This is a genomic window from Flavobacterium pectinovorum (assembly GCF_006438875.1).
In the GTDB taxonomy this organism is placed as follows: domain Bacteria; phylum Bacteroidota; class Bacteroidia; order Flavobacteriales; family Flavobacteriaceae; genus Flavobacterium; species Flavobacterium pectinovorum_A.
In genome coordinates this window covers 1-22,118 of the sequence record NZ_RCZH01000006.1, presented here as the reverse complement: position 1 = coordinate 22,118, position 22,118 = coordinate 1, and the positions used below count along the sequence as shown (strand labels likewise).

General features: G+C 33.3%; 19 protein-coding genes and 1 pseudogene. 5 read left to right on the top strand and 15 right to left on the bottom strand.

Going from position 1 to position 22,118, the window contains the following annotated elements:
* Window positions 1-66: 66 nt before the first annotated feature.
* Window positions 67-1,197, bottom strand: coding sequence for an Mrp/NBP35 family ATP-binding protein (locus EAH81_RS10050; protein WP_140506526.1), 1,131 nt, complete (start codon window positions 1,195-1,197; stop codon window positions 67-69).
* Between the two features lie 425 nt (window positions 1,198-1,622).
* On the opposite strand from EAH81_RS10050, the gene EAH81_RS10045 reads away from it, so the two are divergent.
* Window positions 1,623-3,242: a murein L,D-transpeptidase gene (locus EAH81_RS10045; protein WP_140506524.1), complete on the top strand. Its 1,620-nt coding sequence runs from the start codon at window positions 1,623-1,625 to the stop codon at window positions 3,240-3,242.
* Between the two features lie 77 nt (window positions 3,243-3,319).
* Here the strand turns inward: EAH81_RS10045 and EAH81_RS10040 are convergent, their stop codons facing one another.
* The 3 genes from EAH81_RS10040 to EAH81_RS10030 form a co-directional block, all read right to left on the bottom strand.
* Window positions 3,320-5,743, bottom strand: coding sequence for an ABC transporter permease (locus EAH81_RS10040; RefSeq protein ID WP_140506522.1), 2,424 nt, complete (start codon window positions 5,741-5,743; stop codon window positions 3,320-3,322).
* A gap of 138 nt (window positions 5,744-5,881) precedes the next feature.
* Window positions 5,882-6,589 (bottom strand): ABC transporter ATP-binding protein, encoded by a 708-nt coding sequence (locus EAH81_RS10035; RefSeq protein ID WP_140506520.1) that lies wholly within the window; start codon window positions 6,587-6,589, stop codon window positions 5,882-5,884.
* Between the two features lie 130 nt (window positions 6,590-6,719).
* Window positions 6,720-7,973, bottom strand: a complete 1,254-nt coding sequence (locus tag EAH81_RS10030) for an efflux RND transporter periplasmic adaptor subunit (protein WP_140506518.1) — start codon at window positions 7,971-7,973, stop codon at window positions 6,720-6,722.
* Between the two features lie 158 nt (window positions 7,974-8,131).
* Here EAH81_RS10030 and EAH81_RS10025 point away from each other — a divergent pair, with 158 nt between their 5' ends.
* Together EAH81_RS10025 and EAH81_RS10020 are read left to right on the top strand one after the other, a co-directional pair.
* The gene (locus EAH81_RS10025) at window positions 8,132-9,490 is read left to right on the top strand and encodes a sigma-54-dependent transcriptional regulator (protein ID WP_140506516.1); all 1,359 of its coding nucleotides are present in this window, start codon (window positions 8,132-8,134) and stop codon (window positions 9,488-9,490) included.
* Between the two features lie 208 nt (window positions 9,491-9,698).
* Complete coding sequence (locus EAH81_RS10020; protein ID WP_140506514.1) at window positions 9,699-11,024, top strand: sensor histidine kinase; 1,326 nt, start codon at window positions 9,699-9,701, stop codon at window positions 11,022-11,024.
* A gap of 446 nt (window positions 11,025-11,470) precedes the next feature.
* Here the strand turns inward: EAH81_RS10020 and EAH81_RS10015 are convergent, their stop codons facing one another.
* The 5 genes from EAH81_RS10015 to EAH81_RS09995 form a co-directional block, all read right to left on the bottom strand.
* The gene (locus EAH81_RS10015; RefSeq protein ID WP_140506512.1) at window positions 11,471-11,800 is read right to left on the bottom strand and encodes an MGMT family protein; all 330 of its coding nucleotides are present in this window, start codon (window positions 11,798-11,800) and stop codon (window positions 11,471-11,473) included.
* 220 nt (window positions 11,801-12,020) lie between these two features.
* The gene (locus tag EAH81_RS10010; protein WP_140506510.1) at window positions 12,021-12,656 is read right to left on the bottom strand and encodes a LysE family transporter; all 636 of its coding nucleotides are present in this window, start codon (window positions 12,654-12,656) and stop codon (window positions 12,021-12,023) included.
* A 42-nt stretch (window positions 12,657-12,698) separates the two neighbouring features.
* Window positions 12,699-13,376, bottom strand: a complete 678-nt coding sequence (gene trmB / locus EAH81_RS10005; RefSeq protein WP_140506508.1) for a tRNA (guanosine(46)-N7)-methyltransferase TrmB — start codon at window positions 13,374-13,376, stop codon at window positions 12,699-12,701.
* Window positions 13,377-13,584: 208 nt separating this feature from the next.
* On the bottom strand, window positions 13,585-14,967 hold the full coding sequence (locus tag EAH81_RS10000; protein WP_140506506.1) for an ammonium transporter: 1,383 nt from the start codon (window positions 14,965-14,967) through the stop codon (window positions 13,585-13,587).
* 262 nt (window positions 14,968-15,229) lie between these two features.
* Complete coding sequence (locus tag EAH81_RS09995) at window positions 15,230-15,721, bottom strand: nuclear transport factor 2 family protein (protein WP_140506504.1); 492 nt, start codon at window positions 15,719-15,721, stop codon at window positions 15,230-15,232.
* A 384-nt stretch (window positions 15,722-16,105) separates the two neighbouring features.
* Here EAH81_RS09995 and EAH81_RS09990 point away from each other — a divergent pair, with 384 nt between their 5' ends.
* Window positions 16,106-16,762 (top strand): hypothetical protein, encoded by a 657-nt coding sequence (locus EAH81_RS09990; protein ID WP_140506502.1) that lies wholly within the window; start codon window positions 16,106-16,108, stop codon window positions 16,760-16,762.
* 237 nt (window positions 16,763-16,999) lie between these two features.
* On the opposite strand, the gene wrbA is transcribed toward EAH81_RS09990, so the two are convergent.
* Together wrbA and EAH81_RS09980 are read right to left on the bottom strand one after the other, a co-directional pair.
* On the bottom strand, window positions 17,000-18,160 hold the full coding sequence (gene wrbA, locus EAH81_RS09985) for an NAD(P)H:quinone oxidoreductase (RefSeq protein WP_140506500.1): 1,161 nt from the start codon (window positions 18,158-18,160) through the stop codon (window positions 17,000-17,002).
* A gap of 428 nt (window positions 18,161-18,588) precedes the next feature.
* Entirely contained in the window at window positions 18,589-18,903 is a 315-nt protein-coding gene (locus EAH81_RS09980) for an HPF/RaiA family ribosome-associated protein (protein ID WP_140506498.1), read from the bottom strand.
* A gap of 671 nt (window positions 18,904-19,574) precedes the next feature.
* On the opposite strand from EAH81_RS09980, the gene EAH81_RS09975 reads away from it, so the two are divergent.
* Entirely contained in the window at window positions 19,575-19,808 is a 234-nt protein-coding gene (locus EAH81_RS09975) for a hypothetical protein (protein ID WP_140506496.1), read from the top strand.
* 388 nt (window positions 19,809-20,196) lie between these two features.
* Here EAH81_RS09975 and EAH81_RS09970 read toward each other — a convergent pair whose 3' ends face one another.
* The 4 genes and pseudogenes from EAH81_RS09970 to EAH81_RS09955 all read right to left on the bottom strand — a co-directional run.
* Complete coding sequence (locus EAH81_RS09970) at window positions 20,197-20,466, bottom strand: hypothetical protein (RefSeq protein WP_140506494.1); 270 nt, start codon at window positions 20,464-20,466, stop codon at window positions 20,197-20,199.
* 84 nt (window positions 20,467-20,550) lie between these two features.
* Window positions 20,551-21,324: a DUF3883 domain-containing protein gene (locus EAH81_RS09965; RefSeq protein WP_140506492.1), complete on the bottom strand. Its 774-nt coding sequence runs from the start codon at window positions 21,322-21,324 to the stop codon at window positions 20,551-20,553.
* Window positions 21,325-21,353: 29 nt separating this feature from the next.
* Window positions 21,354-21,773, bottom strand: coding sequence for a very short patch repair endonuclease (locus tag EAH81_RS09960; RefSeq protein WP_140506489.1), 420 nt, complete (start codon window positions 21,771-21,773; stop codon window positions 21,354-21,356).
* A gap of 63 nt (window positions 21,774-21,836) precedes the next feature.
* Window positions 21,837-22,118: pseudogene (locus EAH81_RS09955) on the bottom strand (IS982 family transposase); the annotation flags it as partial.

Here is a 22,118-nt window from a genome sequence, read left to right as displayed (position 1 = left end):
TGAAGTAAAATTATCTAATTATCTAATTTTCAAATTATCTCATTAGTTTTTTCTCAATTATCTAATTTATTTCTTTACTGCTGAACAACCTGCCATAGTTGTAATTTTAATGGCTTCTGTCGCAGGTAAGCTATCGTTTCTGTTTACTGTTTCCTGTACAACGTTTCTGGTTATTTCTTCAAAAATGGTTTCGATTACCGAAGCCGTTTGCAAAGCCGCAGGGCGACCGTAATCTCCCGCTTCACGAATTGATTGTACAATTGGCACTTCTCCTAAGAACGGAACATTTAAATCTTCTGCAAGATTTTTTGCACCTTCCTTTCCAAAGATATAATATTTATTGTCAGGTAATTCTTCTGGTGTAAAGTACGCCATATTTTCGATAATTCCCAAAACAGGAACATTGATATTGTCTTGCATAAACATTGCAACTCCTTTTTTTGCATCGGCAAGAGCCACAGCTTGAGGAGTACTTACTACTACAACTCCAGTAATAGGTAATGATTGCATAATTGAAAGGTGAATATCTCCAGTTCCCGGAGGTAAATCAATTAGCATAAAGTCTAATTCTCCCCAATCTGCATCAAAAATCATTTGGTTCAAAGCTTTAGCAGCCATTGGACCTCTCCAGATTACAGCCTGACTTGGAGCAGTGAAAAAACCGATAGAAAGTATTTTGATTTCATAACTTTCAATTGGTTTCATTTTTGATTTTCCGTCAACGGTAATTGAAACTGGTTTTTCGTTTTCTACATCAAACATAATTGGCATAGAAGGACCATAGATATCAGCATCCAGAATTCCAACACTAAAACCCATTTTTGCAAGTGTTACGGCAAGATTTGCTGTAACAGTAGATTTTCCAACTCCACCTTTACCAGAAGCAACGGCAATTATATTTTTGATTCCCGGAATAGCCTTTCCTTTTATTTCGTTAGGATTTTCCTTGGCTTCAACTTTAATATTTACTTTAACTTTTGCATCAGCAGAGATCAAATCATGAATCGTTTTTTTGATATCATCTTCAGCTCTTTTTTTAATGTGCATCGCTGGGGTATGTAATAATAAATCTACCACAACTTCGTCGCCAAAAGTTATTACATTGGTAACAGCACCACTTTCAACCATATTTTTTCCTTCTCCTGCTATAGTGATTGTCTCTAAAGCTTTAAGAATTTCTTTCCTGTCTAATTTCATTTTAATCGTCTGTTTTCTATTGAGGGAGACCAATTTAAGAACTGTGTTTATTTAAACTGATTTCAGACTACAAAGATAACAGATTATGTTCGGATTCAAACTCTTTTAAATTGTATTTCTCGATATTACGATTACTCAAAATGATTCTAAATAATTGAGTTTCGTTTCTTTATTGAATTAAAATTGTCTGATTTTCATTTGATATTCAAAAAACTAAAGCATGTTTAAAGTTGAAACACGTGATTTTTGAAATAAATTTTCAGAATAAGAGGATTAAAATGTGGATAATCTTAGCTATATTTGAGTACCCTAAATCGACGCTTTCTTATGTTTTAAAAAGTATCTGAAAACTTGCTTTTGGGTGAATTATGGTTTTTCGATATTTTTTTGAATAAAATTATTTTCTAAATTTTAAATCTAAAAATATGCGAAATTTTACTTCTTTATCTGTAATTATTACCGTTAGTTTTTTGATGTTTTCTTTTGAATCTTCAGCAAAAAATAGTCACATAAAATATAAACCAACGGAATCGTCAAACCTAATTGTCGAGAAAAATTATGTTACGAATCTTGTTATCAATACAGAATCGATTAATGAGTTCTATAAAAAATATCCTAAGCTAAAAAAATATCAAAATGACGTGTTGGATCTTTATAAAAAGAAAGAATTTAAGTCGATTTGGTACGATGATAAAAACATCAGTGAATTTGGATCTTTGCTGTACCATAAAGTGAGACAACTCAATGATCAGGGTATTAAAGCAACCATGCCTTACAGAGATTTAATCGATGATGTCTTTAATGAAAATGTAACGGAAGATCTTTCTCAGATGGACACAGAGCTTTTGCTGTCTAATATGTATGTGTTTTATGCCAGTAATGTTTATTCAGGTGTAGATCCCGCTACTTTAAAGAAAATTGGCTGGTTTTTGCCAACAAAAACTATTTCGTATACCAAAATATTAGACTCTCTAATGGTCGATCCGGACAGACTCAATAAAGACGAGAATTTGTTGTATGGACAATATTATAAGCTTAGGGCTGTCCTGAAAAAATATCGTACGATCGAAAAAAACAATCTTTGGAAGAAAATAGAAATTGATAGTGCCAATTATAAAGATTTAAAACCTTTTGATAGCGGTGTTGTAATAACGCAAATCAGAGAACGCTTGTTTGTTGTGGGTGATCTGGCACAAGATTCTAAAAGAGATGTTTATGACGAAGAGATGATGGCGGGTATTTTAAAGTATAAAAAAAGATATGGACTTAAGCTAAATTATACTTTAAGCCGAGAGCATATTGACCAAATGAACGAACCAATTGGCAAAAGAATCAAAACTATAATGCTAAATATGGAGCGTTGCCGATGGATACCGGCAAATTTGGCGCAGGCAAATGAATACATAATGGTCAATATACCTTCGTTTAGACTGGTTTATGTTAAAAACGGAAAATATGATTTAGTTTCCGATGTTTTTGTGGGAACCAGAATGACGGAGACGGTAATCTTTAGCGGAATGATGGACCGAATCGTATTTAGTCCTTATTGGTACGTTCCGCAAAGTATCATTAAAAATGAACTAAAATCGAAAATTGCCGAAGATAAAAATTATCTGGCTGAACATAATATGGAATGGAATGGAGGGAATGTGCGACAAAAACCGGGACCAAAAAACTCTTTAGGATTAGTCAAATTTATGTTCCCAAATCCAAATGATATTTATTTGCATGATACACCGGCAAAAAGTTTGTTTGAATTTGAAAAACGTGTTTTTAGTCACGGCTGCATCAATGTAAAAGAAGCAAAAAGCCTGGCACTTGAAATATTGAAAGACGATCCGGATTGGTCAGTTGATAAAATAGAAAGCGCAATGAGCGGTGAAAAAGAAACAACTTGCAAGCTAAAAAATAAAATACCAATCTATATTGGTTATTTTACAGCTTGGGTAAGCGATGATGGAGAAATTGGATTTTATCCGGATGTATATGACAGAGATCCGCAATTAGATAAATTACTTTATTCAGATTCTGTTGCTTCAAAATAAGATATTCAATAATTAGTAAACCCGCCAGATTTTATGAATCTGACGGGTTTCTTTTTTAAAAAAAATGGTCTACAAGTTTATTCGTATTTTAAATATTTTAAGATATCTATTTTGGTTACCTGATAGGCTTTTGCCAAAACAATCAGCAAAGTTAAAACCATTAAGGAAACCAGTGCTATACTAAACGGAACAATCGAAACATTGATTCTGAAAGCAAAATTTTCAAGCCATTTTTGTAATAAAATATAAGCCGGCACAATCCCGATTGCGAATCCCATTAAGCAAAAAATGACATATTGTTTTGATAATGCTTTTAATAAAACATCAGTTTCTGCACCCAAAGTTTTTCGGATCGCAATTTCTTTTAATCTTCTTTCCATTGAAAAAGAAGCCAAAGCAAATAATCCAAAAACTGCAATGATAATAACCACCAGATTCAGAATAAAAAACAGATCTTTTTGTTTCACTTGTTCCTGATACGTTTTGGCAAATCCTTTGTTTACAAACTCATAATCAAAAGGATAATCAGGATTCACATTAGTTTCCCAATATGTTTTTAGCTTAGCTAAAGTTTCCGTTAGATTATTTGGAGAAACTTTTACATAAACATTATCAAAGTTATTCCATTTCAAAGTTTTCATATTGATAAAAACCATTGGAGGAACTTTGTTTTGAAGTCCTGTAATATGAAAATCTTTGACAACTCCAACAACTTTAAATTTTAAGTTTTCTTTTTCCCCCCAACCCGAGGTTATTACTGTATTTATAGGGTTTTTAAGGCCTAATAATTTAGCTAAGGTTTCGTTTATCAGCCAATTATTGATCGTATCCGAAGCAAATTTAGGAGATAAATCACGGCCTTCGACAACTTTAATTTTCATCATTTCAAGAAAGCCAAAATCCATTTCAACGTTTCGTGGTTGTACAAAAACACCATTATGTGTAAAACCGGAGCTTGAGTTAGTGCTGTTGCCAAAACTTCCTGCAAAAGTAGAAACATCCTGAACTCCTGACATTTTACTGATTTCTTGTTTTGTAGTAAAATATTTTTGAGCTTTTTTACTGTAATCTGCAGAATTAAACGGAATTCTGATCACTTGATCACCGCTAAAACCAAGATTTTTATTCATCATATAATCAACCTGAGAATTTACAATTAAAGCGCCAATGATGAAAAATGCTGCAATCCCAAATTGAAAAATAAGCATAGAATTTCGAATCCAAATACCGCTTTTGCTTCGCGAAAAGTTTCCTTTTAAGACTTTTAAAGTTTCAAAGTTTGAGATATAAATGGCAGGGAAAATACCCGCAAGAATGATTACTAATCCAAATATTAAAATAAGTTGCAGGTAAAATTCGCCTCCATTCATTGTAAGAGTTTTGCCTAAAAAAGAATTATAATAAGGCAAAGAAAGTTCCACTATTGCCAAAGCAAATAAAATAGCAAGAATAACAATTATAGCAGTTTCAAATATAAATTGTGCAATAATTTGATTTTTACTTGCACCAACAATTTTACGAACACCTACTTCTTTAGCGCGTTTTATAGCCGAAGCTGTTGCTAAATTAATGTAGTTTACAAGTGACAAAATCAAAATCAAAATTGATAATCCAGCCATAATATAAAGAAGCTGTAGGTTTCCTTTTCCTTCAGGAGTTGTTGATCCGGAAGCTTTTGAACCATGAAGATGCAAAGTTTTTAACTGATCCAGAAGAATCTTGATTTCTCCATTTTCTTTGATGTATTGTGCCACAGTCTGACCACTTTCTTTAGCATCTTTCAAAGTCCTGTTGACATAATTAACATTATGCATTTTCTTTAAAACTAAAGCAGGATCAACATTTTTTTTGATTTTGACCATCAAGCCATAATTGAAATTTCCCCATTGGTTGAAATCATGTTCGCGCATGATACTTCCAAAAACATAATTAGGCTCAAAAGAAGAAGGTTTTATAATACGATAAAGAGCTTTTACGATATAAGATTTGTTATCATAAGTAATAGATTTTCCAATTGGATCTTCATCTTTAAAAAGCAGTTTTGCTTGATCTTCTGCAATAGCAACACTATTTTTTTCTTTTAAAATATCTTTTTTAGAACCTTTTGTTATTGGAAAAGGAAAGAAATCAAAAAAGTTACTGTCAGAAACCATAATTTTTTTATCGATTACTTTTTGATTTTGATACTTTATAACAGATTCGCTATACCAAATGTTTAAAAAACAAATTTGCTCAATTTCGGGAATCGTTGCTTTACAAGTTTGTCCAAACGGAATTGAACTCGTTGCCCAAGTATCTCCAGTTGCACCTATTACATTCAGGACTTGATAAGAATTTTCTTTTTCAGGATTCCATTGATCGTATGAGTTTTCGTTATTCCAATATAAAATAGCAAAAATAACACCTGCAACTCCAATGCTTAAGCCCAGGACATTTAAAAACGAAAACAGTTTGTTTTGCTTTAAATGATAGATAAATATTTTAAACCAGTTAAAAATCATTGCTTAGTTTTTTTATAGTTATTTTAGAAGTTTGATAAAATTCTAAAAAAGATTAGTTTTTAGATAATAGCCAATACTTTGCAAACAAATCCTATCAGGAAAGTGATTGCGGTTATAATAAAATTGATCATTTTGAAATTATTTAGCGTCCATAAAAACATCCACATTTCTCTGATTTAATCGCTCAGAGAATATAACACCATCTTTCATATGAATCGTTCTTTGCGAAAAAGAAGCATCATAATCAGAGTGGGTAACCATCAAAATTGTGGCACCTTTAGCATGCAAATCAGTCAAAAGTTCCATAACCTCATTACCATTTTTACTGTCCAGATTTCCTGTTGGCTCATCGGCCAAAATGATTTTTGGATCATTTACCAAAGCCCTTGCCACAGCAACCCTTTGTTGTTGTCCTCCTGAAAGCTGCTGAGGATAATGTTTTAAACGATGTGAAATGTTTAACTTCTCAGCAATCGCTTCAATTTTTTGTTTTCTCTCAGATGCTTTTACATTGTTATAAAGCAAAGGCAATTCGATATTATCATAAACAGAAAGCTCATCGATCAAGTTAAAATTCTGAAAAATGAATCCAATATTTTCTTTACGAACCTGAGCTCTTCCTTTTTCTTTTAGACCAATCATTTCCTGATCTAATAATTTATAACTTCCATCAGAAGCGCCGTCCAAAAGACCAATGATATTTAATAAAGTAGATTTTCCGCAACCTGAAGGTCCCATGATAGTTAAAAAATCACCTTTTTTAATCTCTAAATTAATTCCGCTTAAAGCTGAGGTTTCTACTTCTTCAGTTCTAAAAACTTTGGTTAAATTTTGAATAGTTATCATATTTTTTTAAGGTTTTAAATGTTGTTGATTATGTTTTTTGATTGATGATTGAAACGTTGTTAATTGTAAATGGTTAATTATTGATTGTTAATTAGGTTAAGACTGAAAACCGCGACTGCGACTAAAAAACCTACTGCGGCTGCGACTGAGAAATCGATAATTCCTCTATATCCTTATAATCTGCATACGATGAGGTAATCACAGATTCACCTTCTTTTAAGCCATCAAGAACTTCATAATAGGAAGGGTTTTCTCTGCCCAGTTTTATGTTTCTTCTTTCCGCTTTATTGCCTTTTACTACAAAAATCCATTTTCCTGCCGTTTCCTGATTAAAGCTGCCTTTTTGCACGACTAAAGTTTTATTCTTTTCAGATAAAATCAGTTTTACCCCGAAGCTTAATCCATCTTGTAAAACGATTTCTTCCTTAGATGTAAAAGCTAATTCTACTGTAAAATGGCCACTTTTAACTTCAGGAATTACTTTGGTAACCAGAACTTCAAGTGCTTTTCCTTTGAATTCTACCTGACCTTTTAAGCCTTCGCGAACTTTTTCCAAATAGAATTCATCTACGTCGGCAGTAAGTTTATAACCGCGTTTCGAATCAATTTTTCCGATGCTTTCTCCAGCCTGAAATGTTTTGCCTAAAACAGGTTCAAAGGAAGTTAATCGACCCGTTTCCGGAGCAGTAATTAGAAAATTCTTTTTGTTATTTCTTAAGATGTCCAAACTTTTCTCCATAGTTTGAATCGAACGATTGATTTGCGAAATCTGAACCTGATTCGTTTGTTTTTCTTTTTGAATGCTTTGCTGAATCGTTCTTTTACGCTCTTCCTGAAAACGAAGGCTTTCTTTAAATGTATTCCAGTCGTTTTTAGAAATTACCTCTTTATCATACAATCTGGCATTCATATCGTACAATCTTTTGGCATCATTATAATCATGTTCGATCAAAATCAAATCCTTATTAAGGTTCAATTCCTGATTTCTGATATTCAGTTTTCCGGTATTCAAATTGTTGATTTGTTCAATAATAGCCGTTTCCTGAGTCAGATAATTAAGCTCTGTGTTCGGGTTGTACAAACGTGCCAGTGATTGGCCTTTGGTTACCATTGCGCCATTTTCAACAAAAATCTCTTTTACAGATCCGCCTTCAGTAACATTTACCAACATTACATTTAAGGGTTCGACTTTAGCCTGAAAAACGACGAAATCTTCAAAAAAAGCTTTTTCAACTTTTTGAATCGAAAGCTCGTCAGATTTTACATTTAAACTTCTTTTGGTGTTAAAAGAAAAAAAGATGCCAACAGCCAAAACTAAAAAAACAGCAATTGCTATTGTGAGATATCTAAATTTTCTATTTTTACGTGGGATTACCTTGTCCATTTTTTAAATAATTTGCTGATAGTCAATAGGTAAATACTGTGCCATAAAATTTATTATTTGTAAAGTATTGATTTTAAAGGAGCTTTGAAAAACATTTAAAAAAATGACTGTTCGATAATGAACAGTTGACCGTTCGATATCGGACAAAAAAAGACAGCATGCGAAAAAAACAAGCTCAAATATTAATTGTTGATGATCAGGAAGAAATTCTTTTTTCGGCAAAGATGATTCTCAAAAAGCATTTTGAAACTATTTTCACAACTAATAGTCCCAAAAAAATCATTTCTCTTCTAAGTGAAAATGATATAAATGTGGTTTTATTAGACATGAACTACCGAATTGGTTTTGAAGATGGGCGAGAAGGAATTCATTGGCTAAAAGAAATTAAAATACTTTCGCCACAAACGATCGTGATTTTAATGACTGCTTTTGGCAAAATTGAAACCGCAGTTGAAGGAATAAAAATTGGTGCCTTTGATTATGTTTTAAAGCCGTGGCATAACGAAAAATTGCTGGAAACAATTGATAAGGCTGTCGCCGAAAGTAGAAAAAACACCAAGAAAGTTGTTGTAGAAAAAACAGAAAAGAAGTATTTTGTAGGGACTTCACAAAAAATAAAACAAGCATATTCTATTGCCGAAAAAGTAGCAAAAACCGATGCCAATGTTTTGATTTTAGGTGAAAACGGAACTGGTAAATATGTTTTTGCTGAGTTTATTCATCAGAATTCAGAACGAAAAACGCAGCCTTTTGTACATGTTGATTTAGGATCATTAAGTGATAATTTGTTCGAAAGCGAGCTTTTTGGATATGCCAAAGGCGCTTTTACAGATGCAAAAACAGATACACCCGGAAGATTCGAAATGGCTTCAAACGGAACGATTTTTCTGGATGAAATTGGGAATATTCCGCTTCATTTGCAAGCTAAATTATTACATGTTTTGCAAACAAAAACCGTTACGCGCTTAGGCGAAAGTAAAGCCAGACCACTAAATGTTCGTATTATTGCCGCAACAAACAGTGATATAAAAGCGGAAGTAAAAAACAAAACATTCCGCGAAGATTTGCTGTATCGTATCAATACAATGGAAATTCATTTGCCATCATTACGCGAACGGAAAGATGATATTGTTCCGATGGCTCATTTTATTCTGGATCAAATTGCAGAAAGATACAATCATGGTCCCGAAGCTTCGGGATGGAAATTTGAAGAAAATGCCGCACAATACATGGAAAAATATCCGTGGAACGGAAATGTGCGTGAAATGGAAAATAAGATTGAACGCGCTTTAATTTTAGCCGATAATAATACAATTTCTGTACACGATCTGGATATTTTAAACTTTGAGGAATTACAGGAAAACGACGAAAACCCATTATCTGAGATGGAACGAAATGTAATCGAAAAAGCCTTGTTTAAACACCACGGAAATATCAGTAAAACAGCCGAAGAATTAGGTTTATCAAGAGCTGCGTTATACAGAAGAATCGAAAAATACGATCTGAAAAATACTTAAAGTCAAAAATAGTTTTGCCACTCCCGATAGCTATCGGGATAAAGGATTAAAAAGGATTTCTTTTGTTTCACGCAGATTCGGCAGATTTAGGCAGATTATTTTTGTTTTAATCTAATTTTATCTGCTTCAATCTTTTTAAAATCTGCGTGAAATAAATTTTAAGAATCTTTTTAATCCTTTAATCTTTGGCAATAAAAAAAATAAAATAATGAAAAACTGGAAGTTTTATAATGCATTGTTTGTGAGAGTGTTATTTGTTATGGCGCTCTTTTTCTTTTGCGTTTTTCTGATCTATAAAACGTTTTATTACAATGCGCTTTTGGTTGGTTTTTTTGTTGCTGTAATGTTGATTGAAATGTATTTCTTTTTCAGAAATCAATTATTATTTTACGATAAGACATTGCTTTCAATTTTACAGAATGATTTTTCGACTAATTTCCCTGAAGAACATAAAAAAGAGAATTTTAAAACCTTATATCTTTTATACAACACACTAAAAGTTCAGCAACAAGAGCAAACATCAAAAGAACTTGTTTACCAATCTATTTTGAATAGTATTGATACTGCGGCTTTAATTTTAGAAAAAGAAAATGAAGAATGGAATATATTTTTAATGAACGATTGCTTTTCAAACATTTTTAATGTGCCAAAAGTCAGTCATTGGAAATATCTTAAAAACTACTTGCCTTCACTTTGTGCCGAGATTGAAAACGTAGGTTTCACAGATTTAAAATCGGCAATTTCGATAAAAATAGAAGAACAGGATCTGCAGACTTTTATGTTGCAAACGTCACATGCAAAGACGTATAACAAAGAATATTTTATTATTCTATTGGATAGTATTCAGCGTGTCATTGAGAAAAAAGAGAAAGAAGCCTGGATTAATCTGATGAAAATTATTTCGCATGAATTAATGAATTCCTTAACGCCAATTCGGGCGCTTTCACAGAATTTACTACACATTGTCGATCAGGAAAAACTGGAAGAAGATGATTTTGAGGACATTAAAAGCAGTATTTCGACCATTATAAACCGAAGCGATCATTTACAGGTTTTTGTTGAGAATTACCGAAAACTGGCTATGCTTCCGACGCCAACCAAAATAATGACGCCAATAAATGCGCTTTTTGAAGATTGCCTCCGAATCATGAATCCGATTTTAAAAGCAGAAAACATCGAACTGATAAACGAGATTCATAGTCCACGTTCGATTTTGATTGATAAAAATCAGATGGAGCAGGTAATTATTAATTTGATCACCAACAGTATTTATGCCTTGAAAGAAAAGAGCGAAAAGAAAATGTTCATCTCTAGTTATGCTGAAAATAATCGCTTTTTTATCGTCATTTCGGACAACGGAAAAGGAATCGATCCGGAGATTAGGGATAAAGTATTTCTTCCGTTTTTTACAACCCGAAAAGATGGCGCCGGAATTGGATTAACACTTTCTAAAAATATTATAGAAGCACATGGCGGTTACTTAAGTTATCAAACCGATGAAGGTAAAACTAGTTTCGTTATTTGTTTGATTTAAGATTGAACCATATAAGTTATGTAAGTTCATATTAAGCATTGTGTATAAATCTCTCGCAAAGAGTTCGCGAAGTCGCAAAGTTTTATTTCTGAATTTTTTATTTGCATTTTTTGTCATTCCGATTTCTAGGATAAAATCAAATCGTTTTTTCTATGAGTCAATCACGTCCCGACGTTTCTGGATCTGGACGTTGCTATAAAAGAATCCTTCTCCGGAATTTCAGAGAGAGTTCCGGAGGAACGAAACATATTGTAGGGATGGATTTCAATCCATTCTTCGCAATAATAACCACAATCTTGTCATCCCGAGGAACGAGGGATCTCCGCGAGAAATTCCGCAATCAAAATCGCCAATCTTTGTAAAGCTACTTATGGAGATCCCTCGTTCCTCGGGATGACAAAAATGCGAATAGAAATAAGCGTCACGATTAAATGAACTTATATAACTTACATGGTAGAAACATCTGGAGTCCAAAAGTGCTTTTCCAAATCTATAATTTGATTATTTTCTACGACAATACCTTCGCTTTCCAGAAGTTGCTGCATTAAATTGGTTCCGTCAAAATAGTGTTTTCCGGTCAAAAGACCTTTTCTATTTACAACCCGGTGTGCAGGAATATCATCCATATTATGACAGGCATTCATTGCCCAACCCACCATGCGTGCAGAACGTGCGGTTCCTAAAGCTTTTGCAATTGCGCCATAAGAAGTTACTTTTCCGTACGGAATTTGTCTTGCAATAGCGTAGACTCTTTCAAAAAAATTATCTTCAACCATACTTGAATTATTTTACCATTAAGATATTAAGGTTCATTAAGACAAAGCTTAACTTTTTATTGAAAAAATAATTAAGAAAGTGAAGTTTTACAAAGCGATGCTTAATTTTTCTTAATTTCTTAAAGATTAAAATTAAATAAAAAATCCTTTTAGATCTGCTTAAATCTGCAAAATCTGCGTGAAATTAATTTAAGAAATTTTTAATCAGTGGCAGATATCTTTACCCGAAATAGTAATTCAAAATATTGAAAAGTGTTCCTACAGCAATTAATCCTGTAATACTACCGATGATAGTATTCATGTTTCGCATTAGATAATCGGTTTTCTTTTCGATTCTTCCAAAGAAACCAATGTAGCTGTATAAGGCAGCAAATGAACCCAAAACAGATCCAAAAACAAAAGTGAAAATAATGTTGTGTTCGAATGCAAAAAGGTGATAAGAAGCCAGTGTCACGCTAACAACAACATAATACGGAATCGGGAAAAAGTTCAGACCCGAAAGCAGCATTCCTAAGAAGAAACGGCTTTTTTTACTGCTTTTTTTGATTTTCGATTTTTTGGCTTTAGGCTCTTTGGCGATAAACAAAAAGTAAATCGTCAAGATCGAGAAAATAGCAAAACCAACTTCGCGTAATAAAGTAACAACATCAGGGCGATTGTCAATAACCTGCGCAAATAAAACAGCTAAAGAAACCTGAAAAAAGATCACCAAAATCGCACCTGCAACAAACCATAAAGCATTCTTTTTGCCCTCTTTTAGGTTTACTTTGGCTGCTGTCATGTTGATTAAACCTGGCGGAATAATCCCAATGAAAGCGGCAAGAAAACCTGAAAGTAAAGGGGTAAGTAATGCCATTCAGTTATTTAATGAGTTTTGAAAGTTGTATTTAAAATTAAATTAGTCTTTAATTTTAAAGCGAATATACGTAATTGCCTTGTTAATTTCTAAATATTGTTTCTCGTAAAAAGTCTGAAAAGCAGTAACTTCTTCAGGACTTCCTTCGTTTGTATATACGTTGTGGTTTGCATACAAAACTTCGTGTCCTTCACCATGAAGCAATCCTAAAGTATAACCGTGCATAAATTCACTGTCGGTTTTTAGGTTTACAACACCTTCTTTTTTAAGGATTCTTTTGTACAATTTCAAGAACTCAGAATTGGTCATTCTGTGTTTCGTTCTTTTGTATTTGATTTGCGGATCCGGAAAAGTAATCCAGATTTCATCCACTTCATTTTCAGCAAAAACATGATTGATTAATTCGATTTGAGTTCGAATAAAAGCAACATTATGCAGTCCGTTTTCAACAGCGGTTTTAGCACCTCTCCAGAAACGCGCGCCTTTAATATCTATTCCGATAAAATTTTTGTCAGGATATCTTTCTGCTAATCCAACAGAATATTCTCCTTTTCCACATCCTAATTCTAAAACTAATGGATTATCATTTTTAAAGAAATCAGAGTTCCATTTTCCTTTCAAAGGCATTAAATCGCCTACAACTTCTTCTCTTGTTGGTTGAAAAACGTTTTGAAACGTTTCGTTTTCTCTGAATCTTTTTAGTTTATTTTTACTTCCCACTTTTACAAAAATTTTCAGCAAAATTAAGGAATATAAACGAATGAAAATAGCGCAATTACGTTTAAAGTTTTTAGCCGTGAATTTTCATGAAGGATATTTTTTTTTCGCCACGAATTACACAAATTTTCACGAATTAATTTACGCAGTATGATCAAAAAAAAATTCGTGAAAATTCGTGTAATTCGTGGCAAACTTTATAAATATGGTTTTACCCGTAATGCGCTTCAGTAATAGGTTTTAAATTTGGGTCAAGCGTTTCATCGTGTTGCGATAAATCCAGTCCAATATGTTCGTTTTCTTCAGAAACACGCAGTGGAATAATAAAGTTGGTTACTTTAAACAAGAAATAAGCTCCGAAGAAAGTAAATATCGAAACCAAAACCAATGCCATCATATGATGTGCAAAAACATTCCATCCGCCGTGTAATAGGCTTGCATCTTCACCATGAGCAAAGATAGCAGTAAGGATCATTCCCATAATTCCACCAACGCCGTGACAGGCAAAAACGTCAAGCGTATCATCAAATCTTTTAGAGAAACGACAATTTACAACTGAGTTTGAAACTAAAGCCGTAACAAATCCAAAGAACATACTCTCAGGAACAGATACATATCCTGCGGCAGGTGTTATCGCAACCAAACCTACAACAGCTCCAATACAAGCACCAAGAGCCGAAACTTTTCTTCCGTTCATTCTGTCAAAGAAAACCCAGGTTAACATCGCTGCTGCCGATGAAGTTGTAGTTGTTGCAAAAGCCATTGCGGCAGTTCCGTTGGCAGCAAGAGCTGAACCAGCGTTGAATCCAAACCATCCAAACCACAACATTCCCGTTCCTAATAATACAAATGGAATATTGGTTGGTATATGAGCACTATTTTTTCTTTTTCCTAAAACGAGAACTCCTGCCAAAGCAGCAAATCCAGAACTCATATGTACAACGGTTCCTCCAGCGAAATCTTTTACGCCAAAATAAGTTCCTAAAATTCCTGTTGGATACCAAACCGAATGGCACAAAGGTGCATATATAAAAATGGTAAACAAACTGATGAAAAGTAAATACGATATAAAACGAACACGTTCTGCGAACGAACCCGTAATAATTGCCGGAGCGATAATCGCAAATTTCATTTGGAACAAAGCAAAAAGCATAAACGGAATTGTGCTTGCCAATTTCTTATGCGGTAAAACGCCCACATAATCCATAAAGGCAAATGTAGTTGGATTGCCAAAGAAACTATAAAAGTGGGCACCGGAGCCAAACCCTACAGGATCGCCAAAAGCTAAACTAAAGCCAACTACAACCCATAAAAGCGTTACAACGCCCAAACAAATGAAACTTTGCAACATGGTCGAAATAACGTTTTTTCGACCTACCATTCCGCCATAGAAAAAAGATAATCCCGGAGTCATGATCAAAACCAGACAGCAAGAAGTCAGCATCCAGGCAACATCGGCAGGTACAATATGATCGGTTGTGCCAAATTCAGATAATACGTAACTATTTTGAGTAACAGTTGGCCAAAATGCGCCGGTAATACAAACAATACTTATAATAATAAAGGAAATGACCCAGCGTTTTTCTATTTTCATTTTTCAGATACTTTATTTAGCCCTATTTTTTTTGGGGTCAAAGTTAAAAAAAAATAAAGATTTTGATTTCGAGGGCTGTTAAAATAGAGGTGTAGCTTTTATTTTAGTCAATTTTGTAAAATTCGAACCGTTTTTTTGACACAATCTTATTTTGAACTTCTAAATTATAGGTAATATTGTCAATTGTATTATAATTAAATTGATACCAGATCTTGTAAAGTCCTAGAAAAGTTAGGATTATAATAAGAAAGCTAAAAAATGTTTATTTTTTCTTAAGCTTCTCAATCAAAACGTCTTCGATAGGCGTTTTTACCTTAATCACTGCATTAACGTCATCATTCGGAATTGTCATCGATAAAACATAATGCTGAATTTTCCATTCTTTCCCCACTTTTATCAAAACGCCAGAACCACGACAAATTTTCATTTGCGTATTTAGCAATTCATCAAACCAGGCAATTTCCCCCGTTTTATCAAAAAAGATATGACGTTCAAGAGCCGTAAAATTCCAGGTTGTCCCTTTGTCAAAGAAAGGTTTTGCCCAAATTTTAAAATCTTTTTTAACCCAATTTTCGGTAGCGTCCGTTCCAATGAAAATAGCATCATCGGCCATGAGATTAAAATAGTCGTCGAATTTCACATCAGCGGCAGCTTTGTGCCACGCATCAATTGTTTGACTTACTTTTTCTTTTTCGGAAGTTTGTGCATTTGCAAAAGAAGCAACGAATAATAAAAGTAGAATTGATTTTTTCATAAAAGGCTTTGTTTTGGATTTAAAGTTAGCAAAAATTATAGTTTAATCTCGCAAAGTCGCGAAGTCGCAAAGTTTTATTTTTTACTGTTGGTCGTGATTTAATCGCGCAAAGACGCAAAATTTTTTTAAAGCCACAGATTAAAATCGTACTGTTTTGTCATTTCGACCGGAGGGAGAAATCACACTAGAAACTCCGTATAGTAAGGCAATAATCTTTGTCGAGTCACGAATGTGATTTCTCCCTCCGGTCGAAATGACACAAAATGAGCGAAAAACTTTGCGACTCTGCGAGATTAAAATCATAAGACAAAACTTAAATTATCTTACATCACTTATATGGTACAATAGGATTTAGTATCTTTGATTGCTTTAAAAATATACATCATGAATCCAAAAATACTTATCACATCAATATTTGTCACTTCCTTGGTTTTTGTTTCCTGCAAGAAAGAATTGGAACCACAAGAAAGTACGCCAGCATCTGAGTTGGTTAAATTAGGATTAGCAAAAGACACTACAAAGACGCAGTCAGTAGTTCAAAATCCCGCAACAAACCCGAACACGGTTTTGAGTAGTAATGCCGGATTAAATCCTGCACACGGACAACCCGGACATCGTTGCGATATTGCAGTTGGCGCTCCATTAAATTCGGCACCAACACAAGGACAAACTGCTACAGCGCAACCTGTACAAACCGTTCAGGTAAACCCAAGTCAGCAAAATGTAGTTACGACAACAACTGCTGCACCCGTAAAAGTAGCCAAAGGAATGAATCCTTCGCATGGTCAGCCAGGACACAGATGTGATATTCCGGTTGGAGCACCTTTGAATTCTCCTGTAGCGAAACCAGTTGCTGCGACTCCTGCCCAAAGCGGAACCACGACCCAAAATTTTACCGTTTCGCCACCTGCAAATAATGCAGTTCCAGCTTTATTGAGCACAGAAAAACCAGTTGCAACTGCCGAAGGAATGAATCCGCCACACGGGCAAACCGGACATCGCTGTGATATTGCAGTTGGAGCTCCGTTGCCAAAATCATAATATTTACGTCAATAATCTGGGCGTGCCACCAATATAAAAAGGGGCTGACTATGCAAAACGCTTAGTCGCCCCTTTTTATATTTCTACCAACATTTAACTCCTAACGGAGTATTTAGAAAAATATCTCGGAGAGATTATCTGTCGGTAGCAAAAAAAAAATGAAGATGGTTAATTTGTCCCGTAGGGACAACACAAAACGTTCCCAAATTTATTCACATTTGTAAACCAATAAACCGTTTATTCAATTTCAAAAATCGCTTGAATTTCTACAGCCGAATTAATAGGTAATGAAGCCGCACCAATTGTTGCTCTGGCATGTTTTCCTTTTTCTCCAAAAACCAATGCCGTCAAGTTTGAAGCCGAATTCATAATTCCTGCATGTTGTGTATATTCCGGAGTCGTGTTAAAATATCCTGTCAATTGTACACATTGTTTTACTTTATTCAAATCACCTCCACAAGCCTCTTTTAAAACTGCAATTACATTCAGCATTGTTTGATAAGTTGCTTCTTTGGCTTGATCGTCAGTAACTGTTGCGCCAACTTTTCCAGGATTCAGGATTTTTCCGTCTTTAAGAGCTACCTGATTAATATATACTTTATGGTCTGAAATCGTAAACGGAACATAATTTCCAACAGGTTTTGGCGCTTCAGGAAGTACAATATTATTGTCTTTTAATGTTTTGTTGATATCGACTTTAGTTTCTGTCGAAGTTGTTTTTACAACTTTTATATTCTCCGTATTTCTCAATCCTGATGCTACTCTTGCCAAAGCTTTTCCTTGTTCTTTAGCCAAATTCAATTCGCTTTGCGACGGACGCGTTCCTGTAGATCCTGCCAATGAAGTTGCTCCAAAAGGCGTATTTCCCTGAGGAACTGTTTTGTCTAAAGTTGCCGTTCCCATAATTCCGGTTGGTACAATTACCATTCCGTGAGAAGCAAGGATATTCCAAAAAGACAAAATTGCAGCTTCTTTTCCTGCTCCGGATCCAGCCGACATAAATACAGTTGCCGGTTTTCCTTCTAAAGTTCTAGAAGTCCAAAGCGGAATACTCTGACTGAAAAAATAATTCATATCGGCACTAATATTAGCAAAATGAACGGGACTTCCAAAAGCGATTCCGTCATAATTGGCTAATTCATCAATAGTGGCAATTGGTAATTTCTCAACATCAGCGTTTAGTTTTTCTTTCGGATTAATCGAAGGAACTCTTTTTATTGTTGCTTTTGTATTTGGATATTCCTGAATTCCTTCGGCAATAGCTTTTGCCATTTTATAAGTTCCGCCGTTTTGAGAATAAATCAAAACCAGAACATTTGTTTCCGAAGATTTTACTTGTGCATTTACGCCAAAACTTAACAGAACTGCGGTTAGTAATACGAGTAGTTGCTTTTTCATGAGTGTATTTTAAATAATTATTGTAGATAATCCCAATCAATTTGCTTGTTTTCGTTCAAGAATCAAGTTCATTTTTTGGGAGAGCAAAATTACTTCTTACAATACCGAAAAGCGTTATTATTATCTTAATTTTATTTTTCCGTATACTATAAAGCCTCGCTAAGGTTTATAAGAAACACGAAGAGTTGCGCAAAATTTAAACACATAGAAACATAGATTTTAGATGCAAAAAAAGAATACAAAAAAGAAATACATTTCTCTCACATAGCTAACTATGTTTGTTTAAATAAGTGAAACGCCTTTTTTAAAGCCCAAAGACTATGTTTCTATGTGTTAGAATTAATTGCAATACAAAATTACAATGTAAAAAAAAAATGGCATTATCTAAATTTAAGATAATGCCATTTTTGCATTTGTTGCTATAGGAATTAAAACGCCTTCTGTTTTTCGAAAGTCGTAGTAAGAGTTTTTTTTGCTTTTGCCAAAGCACCGATAAAAGCTTTTTCAAGAGTATCAGCGTGTTCTGTAACCGTTATGGGTTGTAGTTTTGCGGTACGAACTTCAATCACACATTTTTTATCGTGTAAGCTGAATTTCTCTCCGTTTTCATCTCCGAAATGTACTTCGATGCGGGTTATTTTTTCCTCAAAACGCGTTAAACCTTTTTCTAATTCGCCAGAAAAATAAGCTTCTAATCTCTCGTGTCCTTCGATGTTCTTGTCGGTGTTGATTTGAATTTTCATATCGGTTTATTATTTAATGATTGTTTCTCAAAGCTATCAAAATTTGATCAAAGTAACGAATGAGTTAATAAAACATTATGAAAAAATGTTGGAAAATTTCAAGGCTGTTTTTGTCGGACTTGGCGATTCTGAAATGTTATTATGGAACGCGGATTTAACGGATTCACTTCGTGAAAACGCGGATAAAAACAGATTTTTTTATTATTTTTTTGACAGGCTGAGCGTCCCGAGGCGTCGGGCAATGTCATTAAGTTAAGCTTCTTTATTTTAAAGCCACTCCCGATAGCTATCGGGATAAAGGATTAAAAAGATTAAAAAAAATGGGCGTAAATCTGCTAAATCAGTGTGAAATTTTTTTTTGCTTCTTCTGTGAGGGATTATTTCACGGTAGCATTATAGATTTTCCTTAACTTAATGACATTGGGCGTCGGGAGAAGCCTCGCAACAATAATCAAACTATAGTTGTAAGAATTAATTACTCATAACTTTTTTATGAATGCCGAAACCACAGCGTTTTTTGGTATCTTCGCAGTCCTAAAACTTTCAGATTATGAACTTGACTAAATTTTTGCCCGTGTGGTACGCTGGCGGTATTGGAAACAACTGCAACGCTCTGAAAGGCGTAGGACAGCTAACCCGTACGGGTTTTATATTACCTAAACTTTCAGATTATGAGTGTAAACACCCTTTCAAAAGAAACCGAATTGCGGTTAAACGAATTTTTCAACCAAGCGACTGATCCTAAAAGTTTCGCAAAAGCAATTCGAAGAGTAAATTATCTTCTCGCCATGTCTCTAATGCGCGAATGCGAAACCCTGCAAATCGATCCAAAATCAGTTGAAGATGGTTTTTATTGGTTGAATGAATTAGCAGAAATATTAAATCCTTATTTGGATGTTGAATGATTTATAATGAGAAAAGCCACTGTGTAGTGGCTTTTCTGTTTTGTGTTTTTTTCTGTTTGTTACTTTTTTCGCTTGCTTTGTCATTCCGAAGAATGAGGAATCTCCGCAAGTAACTCCGTTGCAATTGTCAAGTTAGGAGTTTTGTTTTTCTCTTACTTATGTTTAATAATGCAGGAGTTCAGATTTTTTTAATTCTAAATTTAGTTATGTGTTCGCATACGTCACATTTTACAAAACTATTATCATCTACAAACATATCTATTTCAAATTCGTAATCACAAACAGGACAATTGTAAATAATATCTATAAGATTTATAGGCGGATTAAGTACAGTTGGGATTTCTAAAATTGAATAATCTATCATTCTTTTTCTCTCAATATTTTCAATTCAGCCAAGTTGTATATAATCATATATAAAATCATTTATTTCTTCTCCTTCAGAATCAAATTTTAAAACAATTCTAGAGCATAATTTATCAACCCAATTTTCAATTTTTTCTAAAGAATCAATTTTATTTAGAAAAGACAGAAGTTTATTTTGATCAGTAAAATCATCTATGAACATAACAATATCTTCTTTAAAAGTATCTGCGTAATTCTCATTTGCTTGCGACAAGTAATTTTCTAAATGCTGAATTTTTTCATTTAAACTTAACATAGGAATTTTATTTCAAAGATAAATCTAAAACGCAATTATAGCTATATTCAAAGTTGAAAATTGATTATGTTTTTTTTATCTGTTTTAATTAATATCTGAAATTAAATGATATTCTTTAATTTCTTTAGATTTTATAATTCTTTCTTCAAATTTTAAATTATTTATGGGATTTTCAATCGTTAAAAAAGTTGGTGTATCATTCATGTTTAAGACTAAAGCAATAATATAATCATTTTTATATTCTGAAGCCATTAGAAACTCTTTTTCAGTTAATCTAAACTTTCCTTTTTTCTCTCTAATTCCTTTAACTTCTGCTAAAAATGAACTTTCGCTAACATTAATTTGAAAATCATAACCATCTCCATATAATCTAGCATCTTCTAAAATTCCATTCTTAAAGTTAGAAATTTCAGTGTAATTGTTTATAACGTATAATTCAGCTTCTAAACCTGTTTCTTGAAGTTTTTTAAATCTTGATTTTACAATTGGTTTGACTTTAACAAAAAGCTCTTTTATCTTGTAATTTTCTTTTAAATATAATTTTACAATATTTGAATAGTCTTTTACATTTTCATTGCCAAATAAACTATCAATTAGATGTTTTCTATGGATGTAAGAATCTCCATTTTGCCACCAACCTTTTCTATTATTAGTTGTAAAAAATGGATTAAATAAATCCATTCTGTTTTTTACGACACTACTTGTTTTAGCTATTCCAATCTCTACAAAATACTTAAAGAAATCAGTTTTTGTACTAAAGCCAAATTCCTTTACAAATGAATTATCAAATTTAGATAAGCCATAACCAAGTAAATTTAGAATTTCATAGTTTTCGTGTTTATTGCTTTTTTGCTCCATAAATTTTGCAACTAATTAAATGTAATTATCTACTTGATTTGTCTTTCGTTTATTGCGTTCTGAATTTCAAGAATACAAGAATCCAAATTCTTTTTGATATCGTTACTCCAAAAACGCAGAATCTTCCAGTTTTGAGATTCTAGATATGCATTGACTTCTATATCTCGTTGAATATTTCGTTCGATTTTTTTGATCCAGAATTCAGGATTGGTTTGCGGTTTTTTTCTGGTTTCCCAATCTTTCCCGTGGAAGAATTCTGAATCTACGAAAATGGCAATTTTGAGTTTTTTAAAAGTAAAGTCAGGTTTGCCGAAAACTGTTCTATTGTTTTTACGGTATCTATAACCTAAAGTCCATAATGCTTTTGCCAAACGAACTTCTTCTTTGGTATTTGTGCTGCGAACAGCTTGCATGTTTTTGGATCTTTGTTCTGGAGTTATTCGGTCCATAAAAATAATTATTAAAGTTTAGAACTTAATAATTAATGGTATTTTGTTAATTAATTCAAGTTGCTAGTTGATTGCTTTATTTAACTGGAGTCCAAATACAAACAATGTCAGTTTTATCAAAAAACCTTCTAATGTTACTGCATGTATAGTTCTTGGAAACATTTTTTTTATGTCGCTTATTGTTGTTTCTACTCTTTTTCTCATTTTTAACTTTTCATTTTTTTGCTCTATTGTATCTGTTCGTTTAGCATTTGACTTTCTTTGAATTTTTAATAAAACACATTTTTTCATTAGGGCAAAATCTTCTAAACCGTAATCAGTATAAGCACTATCTCCATAAATCGA

Excerpts from the sequence above, each read along its gene's own strand:
- EAH81_RS09975 (WP_140506496.1), top strand. The coding sequence starts at position 19,575 with ATGAGTGTAAACACCCTTTCAAAAGAAACCGAATTGCGGTTAAACGAA.
- EAH81_RS09965 (WP_140506492.1), bottom strand. The coding sequence starts at position 21,324 with ATGGAGCAAAAAAGCAATAAACACGAAAACTATGAAATTCTAAATTTA.
- EAH81_RS10015 (WP_140506512.1), bottom strand. The coding sequence starts at position 11,800 with ATGGTTGAAGATAATTTTTTTGAAAGAGTCTACGCTATTGCAAGACAA.
- EAH81_RS10030 (WP_140506518.1), bottom strand. The coding sequence starts at position 7,973 with ATGGACAAGGTAATCCCACGTAAAAATAGAAAATTTAGATATCTCACA.
- EAH81_RS09990 (WP_140506502.1), top strand. The coding sequence starts at position 16,106 with ATGAATCCAAAAATACTTATCACATCAATATTTGTCACTTCCTTGGTT.
- wrbA (WP_140506500.1), bottom strand. The coding sequence starts at position 18,160 with ATGAAAAAGCAACTACTCGTATTACTAACCGCAGTTCTGTTAAGTTTT.
- EAH81_RS10010 (WP_140506510.1), bottom strand. The coding sequence starts at position 12,656 with ATGGCATTACTTACCCCTTTACTTTCAGGTTTTCTTGCCGCTTTCATT.
- EAH81_RS09970 (WP_140506494.1), bottom strand. The coding sequence starts at position 20,466 with ATGTTAAGTTTAAATGAAAAAATTCAGCATTTAGAAAATTACTTGTCG.
- EAH81_RS10020 (WP_140506514.1), top strand. The coding sequence starts at position 9,699 with ATGAAAAACTGGAAGTTTTATAATGCATTGTTTGTGAGAGTGTTATTT.
- EAH81_RS10000 (WP_140506506.1), bottom strand. The coding sequence starts at position 14,967 with ATGAAAATAGAAAAACGCTGGGTCATTTCCTTTATTATTATAAGTATT.
- EAH81_RS10050 (WP_140506526.1), bottom strand. The coding sequence starts at position 1,197 with ATGAAATTAGACAGGAAAGAAATTCTTAAAGCTTTAGAGACAATCACT.
- EAH81_RS10035 (WP_140506520.1), bottom strand. The coding sequence starts at position 6,589 with ATGATAACTATTCAAAATTTAACCAAAGTTTTTAGAACTGAAGAAGTA.
- EAH81_RS09995 (WP_140506504.1), bottom strand. The coding sequence starts at position 15,721 with ATGAAAAAATCAATTCTACTTTTATTATTCGTTGCTTCTTTTGCAAAT.
- EAH81_RS10045 (WP_140506524.1), top strand. The coding sequence starts at position 1,623 with ATGCGAAATTTTACTTCTTTATCTGTAATTATTACCGTTAGTTTTTTG.
- EAH81_RS09980 (WP_140506498.1), bottom strand. The coding sequence starts at position 18,903 with ATGAAAATTCAAATCAACACCGACAAGAACATCGAAGGACACGAGAGA.
- EAH81_RS10040 (WP_140506522.1), bottom strand. The coding sequence starts at position 5,743 with ATGATTTTTAACTGGTTTAAAATATTTATCTATCATTTAAAGCAAAAC.
- EAH81_RS10025 (WP_140506516.1), top strand. The coding sequence starts at position 8,132 with ATGCGAAAAAAACAAGCTCAAATATTAATTGTTGATGATCAGGAAGAA.
- EAH81_RS09960 (WP_140506489.1), bottom strand. The coding sequence starts at position 21,773 with ATGGACCGAATAACTCCAGAACAAAGATCCAAAAACATGCAAGCTGTT.